Annotated in this window: 19 protein-coding genes and 2 tRNA genes; 15 read left to right on the forward strand and 6 right to left on the reverse strand. The window is 59.0% G+C overall.

Annotated elements, in window-relative coordinates:
* Positions 1-21 precede the first annotated feature (21 nt).
* Positions 22-333, reverse strand: coding sequence for a ribosome assembly RNA-binding protein YhbY (gene yhbY / locus ACXMYO_RS15890; RefSeq protein ID WP_438765922.1), 312 nt, complete (start codon positions 331-333; stop codon positions 22-24).
* Between the two features lie 158 nt (positions 334-491).
* Between yhbY and rlmE the strand changes: the two genes are divergently transcribed.
* The 15 genes from rlmE (at position 492) to pnp (ending at position 15,851) form a co-directional block, all read left to right on the forward strand.
* On the forward strand, positions 492-1,139 hold the full coding sequence (rlmE, locus tag ACXMYO_RS15895; RefSeq protein WP_457809432.1) for a 23S rRNA (uridine(2552)-2'-O)-methyltransferase RlmE: 648 nt from the start codon (positions 492-494) through the stop codon (positions 1,137-1,139).
* Positions 1,140-1,226: 87 nt separating this feature from the next.
* Positions 1,227-3,203 carry an ATP-dependent zinc metalloprotease FtsH gene (gene ftsH, locus ACXMYO_RS15900; protein WP_438765924.1) on the forward strand — a complete coding sequence of 659 codons (1,977 nt, stop codon included), beginning with the start codon at positions 1,227-1,229 and terminating at the stop codon, positions 3,201-3,203.
* Between the two features lie 95 nt (positions 3,204-3,298).
* Positions 3,299-4,153: a dihydropteroate synthase gene (gene folP, locus ACXMYO_RS15905; RefSeq protein ID WP_457809433.1), complete on the forward strand. Its 855-nt coding sequence runs from the start codon at positions 3,299-3,301 to the stop codon at positions 4,151-4,153.
* Positions 4,154-4,155: 2 nt separating this feature from the next.
* Entirely contained in the window at positions 4,156-5,517 is a 1,362-nt protein-coding gene (gene glmM, locus ACXMYO_RS15910; protein ID WP_457809434.1) for a phosphoglucosamine mutase, read from the forward strand.
* A 109-nt stretch (positions 5,518-5,626) separates the two neighbouring features.
* On the forward strand, positions 5,627-6,376 hold the full coding sequence (tpiA, locus tag ACXMYO_RS15915) for a triose-phosphate isomerase (RefSeq protein WP_457809435.1): 750 nt from the start codon (positions 5,627-5,629) through the stop codon (positions 6,374-6,376).
* A 4-nt stretch (positions 6,377-6,380) separates the two neighbouring features.
* Positions 6,381-6,788: a preprotein translocase subunit SecG gene (gene secG / locus ACXMYO_RS15920; RefSeq protein ID WP_438765932.1), complete on the forward strand. Its 408-nt coding sequence runs from the start codon at positions 6,381-6,383 to the stop codon at positions 6,786-6,788.
* A gap of 146 nt (positions 6,789-6,934) precedes the next feature.
* Positions 6,935-7,021, forward strand: a tRNA-Leu gene (locus tag ACXMYO_RS15925).
* Positions 7,022-7,096: 75 nt separating this feature from the next.
* Positions 7,097-7,173: transfer RNA gene (locus tag ACXMYO_RS15930), tRNA-Met, on the forward strand.
* A gap of 152 nt (positions 7,174-7,325) precedes the next feature.
* Entirely contained in the window at positions 7,326-7,787 is a 462-nt protein-coding gene (rimP, locus tag ACXMYO_RS15935; protein WP_438765933.1) for a ribosome maturation factor RimP, read from the forward strand.
* Positions 7,788-7,827: 40 nt separating this feature from the next.
* Complete coding sequence (nusA, locus tag ACXMYO_RS15940; protein ID WP_438765935.1) at positions 7,828-9,312, forward strand: transcription termination factor NusA; 1,485 nt, start codon at positions 7,828-7,830, stop codon at positions 9,310-9,312.
* A 41-nt stretch (positions 9,313-9,353) separates the two neighbouring features.
* Positions 9,354-11,876, forward strand: a complete 2,523-nt coding sequence (gene infB, locus ACXMYO_RS15945; protein ID WP_457809436.1) for a translation initiation factor IF-2 — start codon at positions 9,354-9,356, stop codon at positions 11,874-11,876.
* Between the two features lie 27 nt (positions 11,877-11,903).
* Entirely contained in the window at positions 11,904-12,308 is a 405-nt protein-coding gene (rbfA, locus tag ACXMYO_RS15950; RefSeq protein ID WP_457809437.1) for a 30S ribosome-binding factor RbfA, read from the forward strand.
* Positions 12,308-13,228 carry a tRNA pseudouridine(55) synthase TruB gene (truB, locus tag ACXMYO_RS15955; protein WP_457809438.1) on the forward strand — a complete coding sequence of 307 codons (921 nt, stop codon included), beginning with the start codon at positions 12,308-12,310 and terminating at the stop codon, positions 13,226-13,228. The genes rbfA and truB overlap by 1 nt, the downstream gene beginning before the upstream one ends.
* A gap of 75 nt (positions 13,229-13,303) precedes the next feature.
* Entirely contained in the window at positions 13,304-13,573 is a 270-nt protein-coding gene (gene rpsO, locus ACXMYO_RS15960; RefSeq protein WP_108844097.1) for a 30S ribosomal protein S15, read from the forward strand.
* Positions 13,574-13,697: 124 nt separating this feature from the next.
* Entirely contained in the window at positions 13,698-15,851 is a 2,154-nt protein-coding gene (pnp, locus tag ACXMYO_RS15965) for a polyribonucleotide nucleotidyltransferase (protein ID WP_457809439.1), read from the forward strand.
* 132 nt (positions 15,852-15,983) lie between these two features.
* On the opposite strand, the gene ACXMYO_RS15970 is transcribed toward pnp, so the two are convergent.
* From ACXMYO_RS15970 to pcnB, 5 genes are read right to left on the reverse strand one after another with little or no spacing between them, the layout of a single operon-like run.
* Positions 15,984-16,439 carry a GNAT family N-acetyltransferase gene (locus ACXMYO_RS15970; RefSeq protein ID WP_457809440.1) on the reverse strand — a complete coding sequence of 152 codons (456 nt, stop codon included), beginning with the start codon at positions 16,437-16,439 and terminating at the stop codon, positions 15,984-15,986.
* On the reverse strand, positions 16,436-17,281 hold the full coding sequence (gene panC / locus ACXMYO_RS15975) for a pantoate--beta-alanine ligase (RefSeq protein WP_457809441.1): 846 nt from the start codon (positions 17,279-17,281) through the stop codon (positions 16,436-16,438). The genes ACXMYO_RS15970 and panC overlap by 4 nt, the downstream gene beginning before the upstream one ends.
* 18 nt (positions 17,282-17,299) lie before the next feature.
* A complete protein-coding gene (gene panB / locus ACXMYO_RS15980; RefSeq protein WP_457809442.1) occupies positions 17,300-18,094 on the reverse strand; it encodes a 3-methyl-2-oxobutanoate hydroxymethyltransferase in 795 nt (264 codons plus the stop codon).
* A 46-nt stretch (positions 18,095-18,140) separates the two neighbouring features.
* Complete coding sequence (folK, locus tag ACXMYO_RS15985) at positions 18,141-18,626, reverse strand: 2-amino-4-hydroxy-6-hydroxymethyldihydropteridine diphosphokinase (protein ID WP_457809443.1); 486 nt, start codon at positions 18,624-18,626, stop codon at positions 18,141-18,143.
* A complete protein-coding gene (gene pcnB / locus ACXMYO_RS15990; RefSeq protein ID WP_457809444.1) occupies positions 18,623-19,966 on the reverse strand; it encodes a polynucleotide adenylyltransferase PcnB in 1,344 nt (447 codons plus the stop codon). The genes folK and pcnB overlap by 4 nt, the downstream gene beginning before the upstream one ends.
* Between the last annotated feature and the right edge of the window lie 509 nt (positions 19,967-20,475).

Here is a 20,475-nt window from a genome sequence, read left to right on the forward strand (position 1 = left end):
GCAAAAAGGGCCGCATGGCGATTACTGCGTATAGCGTGCCACGTTGGATAGTCTGGGGTCTGCCTTCGGGTTGTGGCGATAAAGCAGGGCAGTCTTGCCGATGCTTTGTACCAGTTCGGCGCCGGATTGCTCCAGCAGGTGATTGATGATCCCGGCCCGCTCGTCGCGCTCGGCGCCGGCAATGCTGACCTTGATCAGTTCGTGGTCGGCGAGTGCACGTTCCAGCTCGCCCATGACACCCTCGGTCAGGCCCTTGTCACCGATCCGGACAACCGGATTGAGAATATGGCCGACGCTACGCAGGGTTTTCTTTTGTGCCGCTGTAAGGCTCATGATATGTTGAAAACTCTCGATCCCTTTTCATGTGCAATCATCTTACTCCAGACAACGGCAGTGGCGCCAACGGTTGTATTGCGTTCGGTGTCCTTATCCTGTGGTCATGCTGGCGTTTGATCGCTGTAGCACGGCAATCCCTTTTTTCGGAAGTTAACGTGACACGCGCCAAAAAGCCGTCTGCCGGCAAAAAGGCTTCAGCCGATAACGGCTGGATGAAGGAACACTTTGACGATATCTGGGTAAAGCGCAGCTGGGCCGATGGCTATCGTTCCCGCGCCAGTTACAAACTGCTTGAAATAGACGATCGTGATCGTTTGTTTACACCGGGCATGAGTGTGGTGGATCTCGGAGCAGCGCCGGGAGGATGGAGTCAGGTCGCCATGGCGCGCGTGGGAGAGACGGGGCAGGTCATCGCCACTGACATTCTCGAGATGGATGCTGTCGCGGGGGTGAATTTCATTCAGGGTGACTTTACGGAAGAGCAGACCCTGCATGCTATGCTCGAGGCGCTCGGTGATCGGCAGGTTGATGTCGTGCTATCGGACATGGCGCCCAATCTGAGCGGGCAGATGGCCATTGATCAGCCCGGTGCCATGTATCTTGTGGAGCTGGCGCTGGATATGGCTCAGCAGGTGCTGACGCCGGGCGGCGATTTCCTGACCAAGATCTTTCAGGGTGAGGGTTTTGATCAGTATCTAAAGGAAATGCGTCTTCGGTTCGATAAGGTAGTTACTCGCAAACCCGATGCCTCGCGCCCAAGATCGCGAGAAGTATATCTGCTGGGGCGTGGTTTTCGCGCTTGAGCTTGTAATCGACAGGCCGCGCCCCAAGCTTTCCGACACATACCGGGCCACGCCTGGCAGGCAGAATCACGTAGTGAGGGTGTCCCCTTGAACGACATGGCCAAGAATCTGATCCTATGGTTGATTATCGCAGCGGTTTTGCTGACGGTATTTAACAACTTCAGCGTCGATAATTCGCCGCAGGCGATGAACTATTCCCAGTTCGTCGAGCAGGTGCAAAACAATCAGGTCCGTCAGGTCACCATCGATGGTTACGATATTCGTGGTGAGCGTGACGATGGTTCCACCTTTCAGACCATCAGGCCGTCTGCTGAAGACCCGCGTCTGATGGATGACCTGCTCAGCAATAACGTGACCGTGGTAGGCAAGGAGCCCGACCAGCAAAGCATATGGTCACGATTGCTGATTGCCAGCTTCCCCATACTGCTGATTCTGGGCATCTTTTTGTTCTTCATGCGGCAGATGCAGGGTGGCGGCGCCGGCAAGGGCGGCCCCATGAGCTTTGGCAAATCCAAGGCCAAGCTGCTTTCCCATGAGCAGGTCAAGACCACTTTCAAGGATGTCGCCGGGTGCGATGAAGCCAAGGAAGAGGTCGAGGAGCTGGTCGACTTTCTGAAGGATCCTTCCAAGTTTCAGCGGCTTGGTGGGCAGATCCCACGAGGGGTGCTGCTGGTAGGCCCGCCCGGCACGGGCAAGACCCTGCTGGCAAAGGCCATTGCCGGCGAAGCGCGGGTACCGTTTTTTACCATCTCGGGTTCTGACTTCGTTGAAATGTTTGTGGGTGTTGGCGCCTCGCGTGTCCGTGACATGTTCGAGCAGGCCAAAAAGCAGGCGCCCTGCATCATCTTTATCGATGAAATCGATGCCGTGGGTCGCTCGCGTGGCTCCGGCATGGGCGGCGGTCATGACGAACGCGAACAGACGCTCAACCAGCTGCTGGTTGAAATGGACGGTTTTGAAGCCAACGAAGGCATCATCATCATTGCCGCGACCAACCGTCCTGACGTCCTTGACCCTGCGCTGCTGCGCCCGGGTCGTTTTGACCGCCAGGTCACTGTCGGTTTGCCCGATATCCGCGGGCGTGAGCATATTCTGGGCGTACACCTTCGCAAGGTGCCGCTTGCCGATGACGTCAAGCCGGAGATGATTGCACGCGGCACCCCGGGCTTTTCCGGTGCAGAGCTTGCCAACGTGGTGAACGAGGCCGCTCTTTTTGCGGCTCGCAAGAACCGCCGTCTGATCGGCATGGCCGAGCTTGAGATGGCCAAGGACAAGATCATGATGGGGGCCGAAAAGCGCTCGATGGTCATGTCCGAAAAGGAAAAGCGCAATACGGCCTATCATGAAGCCGGTCATGCGATTATCGGGCTTTTGATGCCGGAGCATGACTCGGTCTACAAGGTCACCATCATTCCGCGCGGTCGGGCACTGGGTGTGACCATGTTCCTTCCCACTGAGGACCGCTACAGCTATACGCGTCAGCAAATCATCAGCCAGATCTGCTCGCTCTTTGGCGGACGTATTGCCGAGGAGATGACACTGGGACCCAATGGCGTCACGACCGGGGCTTCCAACGATATCAAGCGTGCCACCGAACTTGCTCACAACATGGTTGCCAAGTGGGGGCTTTCACAGGAGATGGGCCCGCTGATGTACGACGAGGACGAGTCGCACCAGTTCCTGGGTGGCCCGGGTGGCGGTGGCGGCAAGTTCACTTCGGCGGAGACATCGTCGAGACTGGATCGCGAAATTCGTCGCATTATCGATGAGTGCTATCAGCAGGCCGAACAGATCCTGCATGACAATCGCGACAAGCTGGACGCGATGACCGATGCCCTGATCAAGTTCGAAACCATTGATGCCGAGCAGATCAACGACATCATGGAAGGTCGCGACCCGCGACCGCCGAAGGAGCCAGGCAGCAGCGGTCCGAGCGGCGGTCTGGGGACGCCTGCCGATACCAGTCCTTCAGACGTGCGCCCGGTGGATGATCCGGAGGGAGACGGCACTGACGATACAAGGCGCCGTCCGTCCGACCCGCTGGGTGGTTCTTCCGGACATTGATCGAGGTTTTACGTATCATGACCGCCCTCCGGGGCGGTTTTTTTATGTCCGATGATGGCGATGGGCAGTCATCGGTCCAGCTTTCAGGAATTATCATGTCGAATGCAGATACGTTCATGGAGTGTGGCAAGCGCCATCAACTGGCGCTGGGCTGGCCCCATGTAATGGGGATTCTCAACGTCACGCCGGACTCCTTCTCTGATGGAGGAAAGCATGCTGCGGGCGATGCCGCGCTGCGCCGTGCAGAAGAGATGCTCGCGCAGGGGGCCGGCATCATCGATGTGGGCGGTGAATCCACTCGACCCGGTGCTACGCCTGTGGGCGTGCAGCAGGAGATGGACCGGGTGGTGCCGATCGTTGAGCGACTGGCCGGCGAGCTCGACGCGCTGGTGTCGGTGGATACCAGTGCGCCGGAGGTGATGACGGCTGTCACCGAGGCGGGCGCCGGCATGATCAACGATGTACGCTCATTGAAACGCCCGGGGGCGCTTGAGGCGGCGGCAGCCTCGGGGCTGCCCGTATGTCTAATGCATATGGTGGGCGAGCCCGATAACATGCAAAATGACCCGCAATATGAGCGACCCATTGAAGAGGAAGTGGCGGCTTTTCTGGGACAGCGGATTGCTCGCTGTCGCGATGCAGGCATTGCAGATGAGCGGCTGCTTGTCGATCCGGGCTTCGGGTTTGCAAAGACGCTTGCGCACAATCTGCGCTTGATGAATCGCCTAGAGTATCTCCAGCGTCTGGGTTATCCCCTGCTGATAGGTACCTCCCGCAAGGGCATGATCGGTCGTACATTATCACGTGAGGTTGATGAGCGCCTTTATGGTGGGCTGGCGCTGACAACCCTTGCCATCGGCAAGGGGGCCTGGATTATCAGAACGCATGATGTCGCGGCCAGCGCTGATGCCGTTGGCATGACCTGTGCAGTACTCAAGGAAGGCAGATAGCAATGGCAAGACAATATTTTGGTACGGATGGTATTCGCGGTACGGTCGGCCAGGCCCCCATTACGGCAGACTTCATGCTGCGTCTGGGATGGGCCGCCGGGCGTGTCTTTGCCCGTCAGAATCGTCGGGCGCGCGTACTGATCGGCAAGGATACCCGTATCTCCGGCTATATGTTCGAGTCTGCACTGGAGGCTGGTTTCTCGGCGGCCGGCGTGGATGTGGCGCTGCTCGGTCCGATGCCCACGCCCGGCATCGCCTATCTGACAAGTACACTGCGCGCCAGCGCCGGTGTGGTCATCAGCGCCTCGCACAATCCCTACCAGGATAACGGCATCAAGTTTTTCTCGCAGCATGGCACCAAGCTGCCGGATGCCCTGGAAGATGAGATCGAGCGTGAGCTTGAGGGGCTTCAGGAAACGGTAGGTCCTGACCGGCTTGGCAAGGCTGTGCGTATCGAGGATGCCGCCGGGCGCTATATCGAATTCTGCAAGTCGACGGTGCCCAACCGTTTCGGCCTGCACGGTCTGAAAATCGTTATCGACTGCGCCAACGGCGCAACGTATCACATTGCCCCGAATGTCTTTCGCGAGCTTGGCGCTGAGGTCATTACCCTGGGCGTGACGCCAGATGGGCTCAACATCAACCAGCAGGTCGGTTCTACCCATCCGGAGGTCATGCGCGAGAAGGTGCTCGAGACCGGCGCCGATCTGGGAGTCGCCTTTGATGGCGACGGTGATCGTGTGATCATGGTGGATCATGCCGGTCGCATCGTGGATGGCGATGACATCCTCTACATCATTGCGCGTGATCGCCAGCGTCGCGGCGTGCTGGGTGGCGGCGTCGTTGGTACATTGATGAGCAACTTTGGTCTGGCATCGGCGTTTGAAGAGCTGGGCATTCCCTTCGAGCGTGCGAAGGTTGGCGACCGCTATGTCATCGAACGAATGCAGGCGCGTGACTGGCAGCTTGGTGGGGAATCTTCGGGCCACATCCTGTGTGGCCATGCCCAGACGACCGGTGACGGAATCGTTTCTGCCCTGCAGGTTCTGGCGACGATGGTCATTGAAGAGCGAAGCCTTGGTGAGCTGCTGGAGGGCATGGAAAAGGCGCCGCAGGCACTGATTAATGTTCGTCTGGTACCCGGCATTGACAAGACGGCACTAATGGAAAGTGAGCCGGTTACAGATGCCGTCAGAGAGGTCGAGCAGACGCTGGGCGAATCCGGCCGTGTACTGCTCAGACCTTCAGGTACAGAGCCCCTGATTCGGGTCATGGTGGAAGGTCGCCCGCGCTTTGATGTTCAGGCGCTGGCACAGAAAATCGCCGACGAAATCGAGCAGGGCATGTCGAAAGCCCGGGGTTGAAGAAAACGGAGCGTGGTTGTGTTCGCGCCATCGCTCCATTAACATCGCCCTCCTTGCGGAGGCGTCTACCAATACTTTCCTGTTCCCGACAGGCTAGGGAGAAGTCACCATGCGTAAGCCACTGATTGCCGGCAACTGGAAGATGAATGGTTCGCTGGCGCTTTTGGAAACCATGAAGCAGGCACTGACGTCTGCCAATATTGCCTCCGGCGTTGATGTCGCCATTATTCCGCCCTTTACGCTGCTCATGTCGGCAAAAGGTGTGCTGGCAAAAAGCTCATTGTCGCTTGGCGCGCAGACCCTTCATCCCGAATCATCGGGTGCCTACACCGGCGAGATCAGCGCCGATATGCTGACCGAGTGTGGCGTCAATCATGTACTGGTAGGCCACTCCGAGCGCCGTACCCTGTTCGGGGAAGATGACCAGGCCGTGCTGGCACGGGTCAGGGCAGCACTTGATGCCGGGCTGACCCCCATACTGTGTATTGGTGAAACGCTTGAAGAGCGGGAAGCCGACCGGGTGGAGACAGTGGTGCTGGGACAGGTCAAAACCGTCATTGATGGCCTTTCAGCAGAGCAGCGTTCAAGGCTTGTGATGGCCTATGAGCCGGTCTGGGCCATCGGCACGGGCCGTACAGCAACGCCAGAACAGGCGCAGCAGGTGCACGCCATGATTCGCGCATGGTTGTCAGACAAGGATCCCGCCCTGGGAGAAGGCATGCGTCTGCTCTATGGCGGCAGCATGAAGGCCGACAACGCAGCCGAGCTTCTTTCCCAGCCGGATATCGATGGGGGGCTGATAGGCGGCGCCTCGCTTAAACCCGATGACTTTATTGCGATTTGTCACGCAGCAGGTTGATTAAATGTACGTTGCCATCATTTTGATTCACGTCCTTCTTGCCATCAGCCTGATTGCGCTGGTGCTCTTGCAGCGCGGCAAGGGAGCCGAAGCCGGCGCTGCCTTTGGAGGCGGTGCCTCGCAAACGGTGCTGGGTTCGCAGGGTGCTTCCAAGACGCTCGCCCGCTTGACGGCCGTATTGGCCGGCCTGTTTTTCATTACCTCACTCGGGCTTGCCTGGCTTGTAAACAGCGGCAGCGGCGATTCCCAGAGCGGCATCCCTGATGCCAGGGTCATCGAGCAGCAGCGAAGCGGTGCGCCGAGCCTGGATGATGGCGACGATGCCCCCCGGGCACCCAATGCCCAACAGGGCAGCGATAGTGGCAACGAGGGGCTATCCGTCCCGTCTACGGACAACAGCAGCAATAATTGATACACGAGGGTATGCATCGCTTGACGAATCCTGTCAGGAGATGCATAATCTCGCGCCAGTGATGAGGCGCTCATTCAGCAGTGCTTCATCATTTGTCCGGTAGAAAATGCCGGGCATGACAGAAGAAGCTTTCTGTCAAACCGAAAGCCGAAGTGGTGGAATTGGTAGACACGCTATCTTGAGGGGGTAGTGACCTTATGGTCGTGCGGGTTCAAGTCCCGCCTTCGGCACCATCGGAACTGCAAGTCGCGACAGACGGATCATGTTGATTCGGCAGGACAAAGTCCTTATACTGATTGCGCTATTGATGCGGGGTGGAGCAGCCTGGTAGCTCGTCGGGCTCATAACCCGAAGGTCGTCGGTTCAAATCCGGCCCCCGCTACCATCCAGGTGTTAATGGATGGAAATTTTTCCCCGAAAAGCCCCTTCCATCGAAGGGGCTTTTTGTTACAGCGCAACAAGATCGCTCATCAGTCACCTCATCTGCTCTCCTGTATTTTCGCTCAGGTGCCTGATGCCACTGCAGGAGGCCATGTCGTGCCAACCAGGCAAGAAACACTGCATACGCTGATAGAACCCGCCGTCGCAGCGCTCGGCTTCGAACTCTGGGGCATCGATTACAGCGCTCAGGGCAAGCACTCCAAGCTGATTGTCTACATCGACCATGAAAACGGTGTCGGTGTGGATGACTGTGCCGATGTCAGTCGGCAGGTAAGTGCGCTTCTGGATGTAGAAGACCCTCTCCCCGGACAGTATCAGCTTGAAGTGTCCTCTCCCGGGATGGATCGCCCGCTTTATTCCCTGTCACATTTTGCCCGGTTTGCCGGCCATACGGTTACGTTGAAGCTGCGCGCGCCCTTTGAGGGACAGCGTCGTTTCAAGGGGCTGCTGGCAGGTGTAGAGGGTGATGAAGTGCTGCTGCAGTTCAACGACGAAGAGTATGGATTTCCTATCGAGACCATTGAGCAGGCACGAGTCGTGCCCGGGTTTGATAACTGATGCTTGATGATAACAAGGACTTTTCTGGCGAGGCACAGGCATGAGCAAGGATATTTTGCTGGTCGTCGATGCGATATCAAATGAAAAGGGTGTCCCCCGCGACATTATTTTCGAAGCCGTTGAGGCGGCGCTGGCCAGCGCCTCCCGCAAGCGCTATGAAGGAAAGGATGTCGATATCCGGGTGCATATCGATCGCAATAGCGGTGATTACGACACTTTCAGGCGCTGGACGGTCGTGCCTGATGAGGATTACACCACCTCGGCGCGTCAGATTCCGTTGGGCGCTGCAGAAGAGCGTGATGAGCCGCTGGGTCTGGATGCCGTGGTGGAAGAGCAGATCGAGTCCGCCGAGTTCGGTCGTATCGCTGCCCAGACGGCCAAACAGGTTATCGTACAGAAAGTGCGTGAAGCCGAGCGCGCTGAAATCGTACGTCAGTACGCCGAGCGTGAAGGCGAGCTGGTTGGCGGTAGTGTCAAGAAAACCACACGCGATGGCCTGATCATCGATCTGGGGGACAACGCCGAAGGGTTTTTGCCGCGCGGTGAAATGATTCCGGGCGAGCGCTATCGACTTAATGAACGTGTCAGGGCACTGCTCTGGCGTGTTGACCCCGAAGCCCGCGGCGCGCAGCTGATTTTGTCACGCACGCGTCCGGAGTTTCTGGTAGAGCTGTTCACCATCGAGGTTCCCGAAATTTCGGAGCAGCTGATCGAAATCAAGGGGGCTGCGCGTGATCCGGGCTCTCGCGCCAAGATTGCCGTCAAGACCAACGACCGCCGCATCGACCCGGTCGGTGCCTGTGTCGGCATGCGCGGGTCCAGGGTGCAGGCCGTTTCGAACGAACTTCGTAACGAACGTGTGGATATCGTTCTTTGGGACGATAACCCGGCTCAGCTGGTGATCAACGCCATGGCGCCTGCCGATGTGGCCTCCATCCTGGTGGATGAAGACACGCATGCCATGGATGTCGCGGTTGGCGAGGACAATCTGGCGCAGGCCATCGGTCGCAGCGGACAGAATGTGCGTCTGGCCAGCGAGCTGACGGGCTGGACGCTCAACGTCATGACGGAGGAGGAAGCCGAAGGGCGCCGCGAGCAGGAACTCGACAGCTATATCGAATACTTTATCAACCATCTCGATGTTGATGAAGAGATGGCGCGACTGCTGGTGGAAGAAGGTTTCACTTCGCTGGAAGAAGTCGCCTATGTCCCGCTGGAAGAGATGCTGGAAGTCGACGGCTTTGATGAGTCGCTGGTTGAAGAGCTGCGTGCACGTGCCAAGGATGAGTTGCTCAATCTGGCAATCAAATCCGAAGAAGAACTGGACGGCACCGCGCCCGCCGAGGATCTGCTCTCGATGGAGGGTATGGATCAGCATCTTGCCTACCGGCTGGCCGGGCGAGGAATTATCACCATGGAAGATCTTGCCGAGCAGTCCATTGAAGACCTCAAGGATATTGAGGGAATGGATGAAGAACGCGCTGCGGCACTGATCATGACGGCCCGGGCGCCGTGGTTCGAATAATACATCGTATCGCGACAGATCACGGGCTCAGGAGGTCATAAATGGCAGAAACAACAGTCAAGGAATTTGCCGGCAAGGTGGGGCGTGATGTCAGCCGCCTGCTGGAGCAGATGAGTGAAGCAGGCCTGCCGCACAAGGCAGAAAACGATGCGGTCTCGGAAGAAGACAAGCAGAAGCTGCTCGACTATCTCACCAAAAGTCACGGCGGAGCCGGCGCGCGCGGTAACAAGAATCGCATTACCATGACGCGCAAGACCCGCAGCAAGATTCGTACCGGCGACGGTCGCAACAAGACCATCGAGGTGCAGGTTCGCAAAAAGCGTACCTACGTCAAGCGTGGCGATGAAGAAAACGGCGAGCAGGAGCAGGAAGAGCAGGCGCCGGTAGCCGAGCAGGTCGGTGAAGCAGCGACAGCTGCCGAGGCGCCGACACAGACAGCGGCCGACGCACCCGTGGCCGATGTCGCCGCGACAGCGACTGACGAGGCGGCAAGCAACAAGGCCGCGCCGGTTGAAGACGTGGTTGCGGCACCTGTTGCAGGAGCCGAGACAGGCGAGCCGGCCGTTGAAGCACCGCCGCGTGAGCCGCGCAACGACAACAGTCGGCGTACGCCCCGTCGGGGTGAAGGTGCCAAGTCGGCCGGCGGCCGTCGTGACGAGCGCCGTGACAATGCCGACGAGCGCAGCGAGCGCAACGAGCGCAAGCGTGGCGGCAAGAAGGTCAAGCGCGCCGAACAGCGTCGCGGCACTCGTCGCGGTGGCAGCGGTCGCAGCGATAACGCGCACGGCTTCCAGAAGCCTGTTCAGAATATCGTACGGGAAGTGCCCATTCCTGAATCCATCAGCGTGGCAGACCTTGCCGACAAGATGGCCATCAAGGCCAACGAAGTCATCAAGGCCATGTTCAAGATGGGTGCGGCGGTCACCATCAACCAGACCATCGATCAGGACACCGCTGCGATCGTGGTCGAAGAGATGGGGCATACGCCCAAACTGGTGAAGGAAGATGCCCTTGAGACCGAAGTGCTCGAGAACATCTCCTACGAAGGCGAGCAGATCTCGCGTGCGCCGGTTGTGACCGTCATGGGTCACGTTGACCACGGCAAGACCTCGCTTCTGGACTACATTCGTCGCACCAAGGTAGCGACCGGTGAAGCCGGTGGTATCACCCAGCATATCGGCGCCTATCACGTCGAGCATGACAACGGCGATGTCACGTTCCTCGATACCCCGGGTCACGCCGCCTTTACGGCCATGCGTGCCCGTGGTGCTCAGGCCACTGACGTGGTTATCCTGGTGGTAGCGGCCGACGACGGCGTCATGCCGCAGACGGTCGAGGCCATCGAGCACGCCAAGGCAGCCGGTGTGCCGCTGGTCGTGGCGGTCAACAAGATCGACAAGGCCGGTGCCGACCCGGACCGCGTGCGCAACGAGCTGTCGCAGCGCGGCGTTATTTCGGAAGAGTGGGGCGGTGATACCCAGTTTGTCCATGTGTCGGCCAAAAGCGGCGAAAACATCGACGGACTGCTGGAAGCCGTACTGCTGGTTTCCGAAGTGCTGGAGCTCAAGGCCGTGCCCGAAGCACCCGGCAAGGGTGTTGTGGTCGAGTCCCGTCTGGACCGCGGCCGCGGCCCGGTGGCCACTGTACTGGTACAAAACGGTACGCTCAGAAAGGGCGATGTTGTACTGGCCGGCCTGCACTATGGTCGCGTGCGAGCACTGGTCAACGAGCTGGGCAAGCAGGTCGACGAGGCCGGGCCTTCCATGCCGGTCGAGATCCTCGGTCTGGGCGGTACGCCAGAAGCCGGTGACGATTTCATGGTGCTGGCCGACGAGAAAAAGGCGCGTGAAGTCGCCAACTTCCGTCAGGGCAAATATCGCGAAGTCCGTCTGGCACGCCAGCAGAAAGCCAAGCTGGAGAACATGTTCAGCCAGATGGGTCAGGACGAGACCGCAACGGTCAACATCGTGCTCAAGGCCGACGTTCAGGGCTCGCTCGAAGCGATTCGCGGTGCGCTCGAAGAGCTGTCGACCGAAGAGGTCAAGGTTGCCGTGGTCTCCTCCGGTGTTGGCGGTATCACTGAAACCGACACCAACCTGGCGGTCGCCTCCAACGCCATCATTGTTGGCTTCAACGTTCGTGCCGATGCGTCCTCGCGCGACATCGTCGAGCGCGAAGGGCTGGATCTGCGCTACTACAGCGTCATCTATCAGCTCATCGACGAGGTGAAGCTGGCGATGAGCGGTATGCTGGCACCGGAATGGCGTGAAGAGATCGTGGGCGTGGCCGAAGTTCGTGACGTCTTCCGCGCTCCGAAAATCGGCGCCGTCGCCGGCTGTATGGTTGTCGAAGGCAACGTGCACCGTAACAAGCGTATCCGCGTCCTGCGTGAAAACGTGGTGATCTATGAAGGGGAGCTGGAATCCCTGCGCCGCTTCAAGGATGACGTCAGCGAAGTGCGTAACGGCATGGAGTGCGGCATCGGGGTACGTAACTACAATGATGTCCAGGTCGGCGACAAGATCGAAGTCTTTGACCAGATCGAGGTCCAGCGCTCCCTGTGAGCGCTGCACCCATGACGGGAGAGATTGATGCGTGAATTCAGTCGTACGGATCGGGTCGGCGAGCAGCTGGCACATGAGCTGGCGCAGCTTATCCAGCGTGAGGTCAAGGATCCCCGGCTGGGCATGGTGACGGTCACGTCGGCCGATGTCAGTCGTGATCTGGGCTATGCCGATGTTCACGTCACCCTGATGGGTGAAAATGATCCGGAGCGCATTCGTGAAAACCTGGCCGTGCTTAAAAAGGCCAGCGGGTTTTTGCGATCGCGCATCGCCCGGACCATGAAGCTCAGGCATGTACCCGAGCTTCGTTTTCACTTCGACGAGTCCGTCACTCGCGGGCATGCACTGTCGAGTCTGATCGAGCGTGCGGTGCAGTCCGATCGTGATCGGGCCCCCGAAGATGATGAAGAGGGTTCGGAGCGCAACGGCTGATGGCCAGACGACGTCGCGGACGGCCCATTGATGGCGTGCTGTTGCTGGACAAGAGCGAGGGGGTGACCTCAAACCGCGCGCTGCAGCAGGTGCGCGGGCTCTATCAGGCGCAAAAGGCCGGTCATACCGGTACGCTGGACCCCATGGCCACCGGGCTTTTGCCCATCTGTCTGGGGGAGGCGACCAAGTTCTCCTCCTGGTTGCTGGATGCCGACAAGCGCTATCTGGCCGATGTTCGGCTGGGTGCGATGACTGACACCGGCGATCGCGAAGGTGAAGTGCTCAAAAAGCGTGATGTCCCTGCGCTGAATGACGACGACATCGAGAGCGTGCTGGCCGGCTTTCTCGGTGAGATCGATCAGGTACCGCCCATGTACTCGGCACTCAAGCATCAGGGGCGCCCGCTCTATGAGCACGCCCGTGCCGGACGAGAGATTGCGCGTGCACCCAGGCGTGTGAGCATTTATGATATCGCGCTCACATCGCGGCACGACCTGGGGTTTGCGCTGGATGTCAGCGTCAGCAAGGGGACCTATATTCGGACGCTGGCCGAGGATATCGGCGAACGTCTTGGCTGTGGCGCCCATCTTGAAGGGCTGCGTCGTCTCAAAACCGGCTCCTTTGATGATACTGCCATGCTCGATATCGAAGCGCTTGAGTCCATGAGCGATGAGCAGCGTCTTGAAAGGCTGCTGCCCGTTGATGCCCTGATCAGCCATCTTCCGGCGCTTGAAACAGACAGTGAAGGGGCGCGGCGCATCATGCACGGCCAGCCCATAACGCTTGAAACGTCCGCGCTGACAGATGGCAGCGTTGCCAGGCTTTATCATGATCACTGCCTTTTGGGCGTGGTCACCGTCAGTGCGACGGGGCAGTGCGTGCCCCGCCGACTGATCAATACTGCCGACGAGCGTCGGTAGGGTTCGCGAAGACTGCAAATATGCGTGGTCTTCGACATTTATTCATGCTCAGGCATATTAGACTGGAGAAGTAACATGGCACTGACTGCCGAACGCAAGGCCGAAATCGTCAAGGAATTCGCCACCGTTGAGAACGACACCGGTTCACCGGAAGTTCAGATCGCCCTGCTGACTGACAACATCGTCACGCTGCAGAGCCACTTCAAGGATCACAAGCAGGACCACCACTCGCGTCGTGGCCTGATTCGCATGGTTAACCAGCGCCGCAAGCTGCTGGATTATCTCAAGCGCAAGAATTTTGATCGCTACCAGCAGATCATCTCCCGCCTGGGTCTGCGTCGCTGATTGCGTCGCTTTTCCGGCAGGAACTGACAGGCGGCTCCCGAAGGGGAGCCGCCTGTTTTTTGTTGTGCCGACCGGGTGAGAGTGACACCTGGGGCGTTTGATTTTAAGATGACATCGAAAGTAGATGAATGGTTTACGAGAAAAGGACAACGCATTGAACGCGGTTAAAAAGACATTTCAATACGGCAATCACAGCGTCACGCTGGAAACCGGCCGTCTGGCACGTCAGGCCACCGGCAGCGTACTGGTCACCATGGACAACACCGTGGTGCTGTGTACGGTCGTGGCGCGCAAGGACACCAAGCCCGGTCAGGATTTCTTCCCCCTTTCCGTGCATTATCAGGAAAAGACCTACTCGGTCGGCAAGATTCCGGGCGGCTTTTTCAAGCGCGAAGGGCGTCCCAGTGAAAAGGAGACGCTGACCTCGCGTCTGATCGACCGTCCGATCCGTCCGCTGTTTCCCAAGGGATTCATGAACGAAGTGCAGGTCGTGTGCACGGTACTCTCGGCAGAACGGGATCAGGATCCTGATATCGCTGCCATGCTGGGTACTTCAGCCGCACTGGCCGTCTCCGGCGTCCCCTTTGCCGGTCCGATCGGTGCCGCACGCGTGGCCTTCAACAATGAGCGCGGTTATTTCATCAACCCGACTCAGGAAGAGCTGCAGGCTTCCGAACTCGACATGGTCGTCGCCGGTACTGAAAAGGCCGTGCTGATGGTCGAGTCCGAAGCAAAAGAGCTTTCCGAAGACGAAATGCTTGGCGCCGTGCTGTTTGCTCACGAAGAGATGCAGGTGGCCATCAAGGCCATCAACGAATTCGTGACGGAAGGTGGCAAGGCCAAGTGGGACTGGCAGGCTCAGTCCGAAAACTCGACGCTCAAGGAGGCACTGGCCAGCGGTTTTGAGGCAGGCATCGGTGAAGCGTATCGGATTACTGACAAGATGGCGCGTCAGGACCGGTTGAGCGAGCTCAAGGCGCAGGCAAAAGCGCAATTGTCTGAAGGCGACGCCGCACTTTACAGCGGCGAAGACGTCAGCGGTGGTTTTGCAAAGCTCGAGAAGCGCATCGTACGTGAGCGCGTGCTCAACGGCGAGCCGCGTATCGATGGCCGTGATCATGCCACCGTTCGTGCACTGGATATCGAAGTCGGTTCGCTGCCTCGTACGCATGGCTCTGCCATCTTCACTCGTGGTGAAACCCAAGCCATCGTGACCACAACGCTTGGCACCACACGGGATGCGCAACTGGTTGAAGGGCTTAATGGCGAGCGCCATGACCGCTTCATGCTGCACTACAACTTCCCCCCCTACAGCGTGGGCGAAGCCGGCTTCATCGGCTCGCCGAAGCGTCGTGAGATCGGTCACGGCCGTCTGGCCCGTCGTGGTGTTGCGGCCATGCTGCCGTCTGCCGATGATTTCCCCTACACAATCCGTGTGGTCTCCGAGATCACCGAGTCCAACGGCTCAAGCTCGATGGCCTCCGTGTGTGGCTCTTCGCTGGCGCTGATGGATGCCGGCGTGCCGCTGAAGGCACCGGTGGCCGGTATTGCCATGGGTCTGGTCAAGGAAAACGATCGCTTCGCCGTTCTGACCGATATTCTGGGCGATGAAGACCATCTCGGTGACATGGACTTCAAGGTGGCCGGTTCCGTTGACGGCATCACCGCGCTGCAGATGGACATCAAGATCGAAGGGATCAACGAAGAGATCATGGAAAAGGCGCTGGAGCAGGCTTTCCATGCGCGCCAGCACATTCTGGTCGAGATGAACCGCGTGATTGCGCAGAGCCGTGGCGAAGTCGCCGAGCATGCGCCCACCATGGCACGTCTCAAGATCGATCCCGAGAAGATCCGTGACGTCATCGGCAAGGGCGGTGCGACCATCCGCCAGATCTGTGAAGACACCGGCGCCTCGATCGACATCGATGATGACGGCAGCGTGCGGATCTACGCCGAAACCAAGGCCGGCGCCCAGAAAGCGATGGATACCGTCATGGGGATCACCGCCGAAGCCGAGATCAACAAGCTCTATCGCGGCAAGGTCGTGCGGATCGCCGACTTTGGTGCCTTCGTCAACTTCATGCCGGGCACCGATGGGCTGGTACACATCTCTCAGATCGTGCCGGAACGTGTCAACGACGTGCGTGACTTCCTCAGCGAAGGTCAGATGGTGACCGTCAAGGTGCTCGATATCGACAACCGCGGTCGCGTGAAGCTTTCCATCAAGGAAGTGGGCGAAGAAGAAAAGGCCGCCTTTGAGGCCACGCTGGAAGAGTAATTTTCCAGCCTCTTTGAAACACGGCGTCGACTCGATTGACGCCGGTGTTTCGGTGAGATGAAAGGGCGCCTGGCGTCAGGGCCTGAATCCGGACTTTCCGGGTTCAGGCCTTTTTTGTATTTACATGCCTCGTTAGAGCTGCCGCGCCATGGGCTGGATGCCGCGCTCGCTGACGGGGCCGGCGTCGGAAAAACCAAGACGTTGATACAGTTTGATGGCCGACGGGTTGTCGGTTGCGACCTTGAGCGTTATCCGTGAGGCGCCCAGATGAATGGCGTGTGCGACAAGATAGCGACAGAGCTTCTCACCCAGCTGCTGCCCTCGTCGATCAGGTGCGACGATCAGCCGGCACAGATGCCTGGTTGTGGCCTGATCGCGTGGCGCCAGCTGTCCAAAGGCCAACAGCTCACCGCTCTCTTCCAGAGAGAAGGAGGGAAACGATGCAGCCTCGATCTGCTGCCACAGATGATCGGGCAGCACCGGCCACGTCAGCGATGGACCACCCCAGCGGGCCAGTGTCTGTGGCGAGTCGATCCAGCTTGCCAGTATTGCCATGTCTTCAGGCCGGGCCGGTCGCCACCCTGTCATGATCGAAAGGAGAGATTGTCGATCAAACGAGTACTTCCCAGCCAGGCCGCAACCAGCAGTACCGCGCCGGGCTGCCAGGTGCTGATCGGGCGCAGCGTGGTGGCGTCACAAAGACAGAGGTAGTCAGGCCGAAAACCTGCAGCTTTCAGCTGTTCCATTCCCTGTGTCAGCACCTGCTCGTGCGACTCGCTCTGCTCAAGGCGTCGAGCGCTCTCGACAAGGCATTGATGGAGCCTGCCTGCCTGCGCTCGTGCCTCATCATCCAGATAGCGATTGCGCGAAGACAACGCCAGCCCATCACGACCACGTACGATGGGAACGCCGATAATGTCGATGGGCATGTGCTGATCGCGTACCAGCTTTCGAATCACCGCCAGCTGCTGAAAATCCTTTTCGCCAAAGCAGGCCACATCCGGGCGGGTCAGGTTGAACAAAAGACTGACTACGGTCGCTACCCCATCAAAATGACCGGGACGATGCGCGCCGCACAGTCCTTGTGATACCTGTGGAACGCTGACCCGAGTCAGGGCGGACTGGCCTTGCGGATAAAGCGTCTCGACACTCGGGGCAAACAACGCGTCGCAACCGCGCTCGGCCAGCAGGCGCTGATCCTCGGCCAGCGTGCGCGGATAGCGGTCAAGATCCTCGTGGGGACCGAACTGAAGCGGATTGACAAAGATGGTGGCCACCACGCGGTCCGCGTGCTGGCGCGCGGCATCGACCAGTCTCAGGTGCCCTTCATGAAGATTGCCCATGGTGGGCACCAGCGCGATCCGGCTGTCCTCACGGCGCCAGTCGGCCAGTATCCCTTGAAGCGCTGTAATATCGTCAAACGTCTGCATGCCCTGTTATCTCCCTGTTCAGAAGCAGTGTTCCGGCGCGGGAAAACGGCGGGTCGTAACCGCCTCATGATAGGCCCTGAACGCATCGCTGATGCTGTCGGACTCAGCCATGAAATTCTTGACGAATTTTGGCGGCCGACCTGTCGTTGCTCCCAGCATGTCGTGCATGACCAGGATCTGTCCGTCCACATCAGGACCGGCCCCGATGCCGATGACCGGTACAGCAAGCGCTTCGCGAATGCGTGCGGCCAGCGCACGCGGCACGCATTCCAGCAAAATGGCGCTGGCGCCGGCCTGCTCAAGCGTCATGGCAGCTTCGAGCATGGCGTCGGCACGACCTGTATCACGACCCTGAACGCGGTAGCCGCCCAGCGCATTAACACTTTGTGGCGTCAGTCCCATGTGAACGCACACCGGCACGCCCCGATGGGCGAGTGCCGTGACCGTTTCGGCAAGCCACGCCTCACCCTCGATCTTGATTACATGCGCGCCCGATTGCATCAAAAGACCGGCGGCCTGCAGGGTCTGGGTTGTCGTGGTGTTGGTCATGAAGGGAAGGTCCGCCATGATCAAACAGGCAGTGTCTGCCCGCGCGACACAGCGAGTGTGATAGATCATGTCGTCGAGCGTGACGGGCAACGTCGAGGCATGCCCCTGCAGCACCATGCCCAGCGAGTCACCGATCAGCAGGACCTCGATGCCGGCCTCACCTGCAAGGGTGGCCATGGTAGCGTCATAGGCCGTAAGACAACTAAAGGGCTGACCTGTCGAGCGACGCTCGTTCAATGTCTGGATGGTGATGGGGCGGGTCATGTGTTCCTCGACGCTTGACAGCCGATATGGCGGGTCGAGTCTAGAGTCACAGCGCCAGGCGCTTCAAGTCCTTCGATGGTTGGGCGCTTGAAAACCGATTCAGGGGCAGGCCATCGGGCATACAAAGACCGGGGTCGATGTCCAGCATGGGCTGAACCACGAAGGCACGGCTGGAAAGCCAGGGGTGCGGCACAACAAGTCGGGGAAGATTGAGCGCGTGCTCATCGTAAAGCAGAAGATCCAGGTCCAGCGTGCGTGGCCCCCAGTGACGCTGTCGGACGCGTCGATGGCGCTGCTCCAGTGCCTGAAGCTGATCCAGAAGGGCCAGCGGGGACAAAAGAGTATCCAGAACCACCACGGCGTTGACGAAGTCGGGCTGATCCTGTGGCCCCACCGGGCGGCTGCTATAGAGAGGGGAGCGGGCGCTGAGCCTGGTCAGAGGCAGTCCTGCCAGACCCTCAAAAGCGTTCAGCACCTGCTGTTGAGGATGGTCCAGATTACTGCCAAGTCCGATCCAGGCCCTGTGGCTCACTCCTGATCGTCCCTTGGGCCGCGACGTCGACGACGGCGCCTGGGCTTGCGGGACGGCATCGGCATGCTTTCGGGCGCATCGTCATCGACAGCAGTATCGTCCTGGCCCTGTTCGACCTTTTGCACCATCTCGCGCTGCTGGGTTTCACTGGCTTCCTGAAAGCGCGTCCACCAGAGCCCGAGACCCGAGGCAATCTCTCCGGCCGATTCCCTGAGCAGCAGAAAGTCGTAGGCAGCGCGAAAGCGCTGATGCGTCAGCGTCTGGAAGGGACGCTTGCCCCGCCGACGCGGCAGCATCAGCTGCATGTCCCAGATTTCGCGCATGGGCAGGCTGAAACGCTTTGGGATGGAGGTGTGCTGCAACTGGCGATTGAGTACCTGCTGAGAGGCCTGCTGTGCGGCGGGTACCGGCGGAATACCGTCATCAATCAGCTGCGCCGTCTGGGCGACCGTAGCCGGCCAGAGCAGTGCGGCATACAAAAAGGCCGGCGTCACCGGCTTGTCGGCCCGAATACGCTCATCGGTGTTGATCAGCGCCTGCTCGACCATGGGCTGCGCCCAGCTCAGCTGAGTAAAGGATTCCTCGGTGCCTGGAAACAGCATGGCAAAAAGGCCATGACGCCGAAGACCGTGGAAGGTACTCAGCGCATAGCCGGAAAGAAACAGCTTGAGAACTTCTTCGAACAGACGGGCCGGCGGAATCTGCAAAAGCAGCGAGGCACAGTCTGCCAGCGGCGCTTCGGTCTCGGGAGCGAGCGTAAAATCCAGCTTGCTGGCAAAGCGTACGGCGCGAAGCATACGGACCGGATCTTCACGATAGCGCAGATCCGGGTCGCCGATCAGACGGAGCACGCGATGCTCGAGATCCTCCAGGCCACCGGTCCAGTCGTGAATGGCGAAATCGCGCACGCTGTAATAAAGCGCGTTGACCGTGAAGTCACGTCGCATGGCGTCTTCATCGACGCGGCCCCAGACGTTGTCGCGCAGCAGCAGCCCTTCCTCGGACTGATGCGAATGCCGTTCGGCCATTTCGGCGTCGTGGCTGCCACGAAAGGTGGTGACCTCGATGATTTCACGACCAAAACGGACATGAACGATACGAAAGCGTCGACCGATCATGCGGGCATTGCGAAAGACGTTGCGGACCTGTTCCGGCGTGGCACTGGTGGCGACGTCGAAGTCCTTGGGCACCTGCCCAAGCAGGGAATCTCTGACACATCCACCCACCAGATAGGCTTCAAAACCTGCCTGATTGAGACGATAGAGAACCTTCAGCGCATTTTCGCTGAGCATTCGTCGAGAAATGGGATGTTGATCGCGGGGAAGAATGGTGGGCGTCAAGGTGAAGCCATGTTGACCTGATGGAAATTCCGGGGGCCGATCGTATAACGGCCATGATGTCTCGATCGGTCTGCGCTTTGCTGTATCGCGACCTCGATCAGGAGCTCAGTGTAGCCGAGCGGCAAAAGCTTGCAAAGCAGCCTGTCATACAAGGGGGCTTTCATTAATGAAAATGGGGAGACATGTCGTCTCCCCACCAATCGTGATGCATTGTGATTTTTCTTCGTGATGGCGCATCGCCCTGAATACGTACCATGTTCACCAAATGCGATAGGCCGTGACGTTTTGTTGTTGTGTCATGACGGCTGCGAACATCTCGTATTCAAAACAATCTTCCATGACGACAGCCAGCAGGCTGCTCCAGAGATGTTGTTATTGTTCTGGAGTGTCGCAGGGTTGCGTTATTGTTGTGATGCAACGCTGCAGTGACATCGCATTCTGACAACGATAAGGCCGTTATTATTGTTGTTGTTAACGCCTTTTATATCCTGAGCCATTGTTGTTGTTGG

The sequence above is a fragment of the Kushneria sp. EE4 genome, from assembly GCF_977968315.1.

Bases quoted from the DNA above. Each gene is read 5' to 3' on its own strand.
- yhbY (WP_438765922.1), bottom strand. From the start codon at position 333: ATGAGCCTTACAGCGGCACAAAAGAAAACCCTGCGTAGCGTCGGCCAT.
- folP (WP_457809433.1), top strand. From the start codon at position 3,299: ATGTCGAATGCAGATACGTTCATGGAGTGTGGCAAGCGCCATCAACTG.
- glmM (WP_457809434.1), top strand. From the start codon at position 4,156: ATGGCAAGACAATATTTTGGTACGGATGGTATTCGCGGTACGGTCGGC.
- tpiA (WP_457809435.1), top strand. From the start codon at position 5,627: ATGCGTAAGCCACTGATTGCCGGCAACTGGAAGATGAATGGTTCGCTG.
- secG (WP_438765932.1), top strand. From the start codon at position 6,381: ATGTACGTTGCCATCATTTTGATTCACGTCCTTCTTGCCATCAGCCTG.
- nusA (WP_438765935.1), top strand. From the start codon at position 7,828: ATGAGCAAGGATATTTTGCTGGTCGTCGATGCGATATCAAATGAAAAG.
- infB (WP_457809436.1), top strand. From the start codon at position 9,354: ATGGCAGAAACAACAGTCAAGGAATTTGCCGGCAAGGTGGGGCGTGAT.
- rbfA (WP_457809437.1), top strand. From the start codon at position 11,904: ATGCGTGAATTCAGTCGTACGGATCGGGTCGGCGAGCAGCTGGCACAT.
- truB (WP_457809438.1), top strand. From the start codon at position 12,308: ATGGCCAGACGACGTCGCGGACGGCCCATTGATGGCGTGCTGTTGCTG.
- rpsO (WP_108844097.1), top strand. From the start codon at position 13,304: ATGGCACTGACTGCCGAACGCAAGGCCGAAATCGTCAAGGAATTCGCC.
- pnp (WP_457809439.1), top strand. From the start codon at position 13,698: ATGAATGGTTTACGAGAAAAGGACAACGCATTGAACGCGGTTAAAAAG.
- ACXMYO_RS15970 (WP_457809440.1), bottom strand. From the start codon at position 16,439: ATGACAGGGTGGCGACCGGCCCGGCCTGAAGACATGGCAATACTGGCA.
- panC (WP_457809441.1), bottom strand. From the start codon at position 17,281: ATGCAGACGTTTGACGATATTACAGCGCTTCAAGGGATACTGGCCGAC.
- panB (WP_457809442.1), bottom strand. From the start codon at position 18,094: ATGACCCGCCCCATCACCATCCAGACATTGAACGAGCGTCGCTCGACA.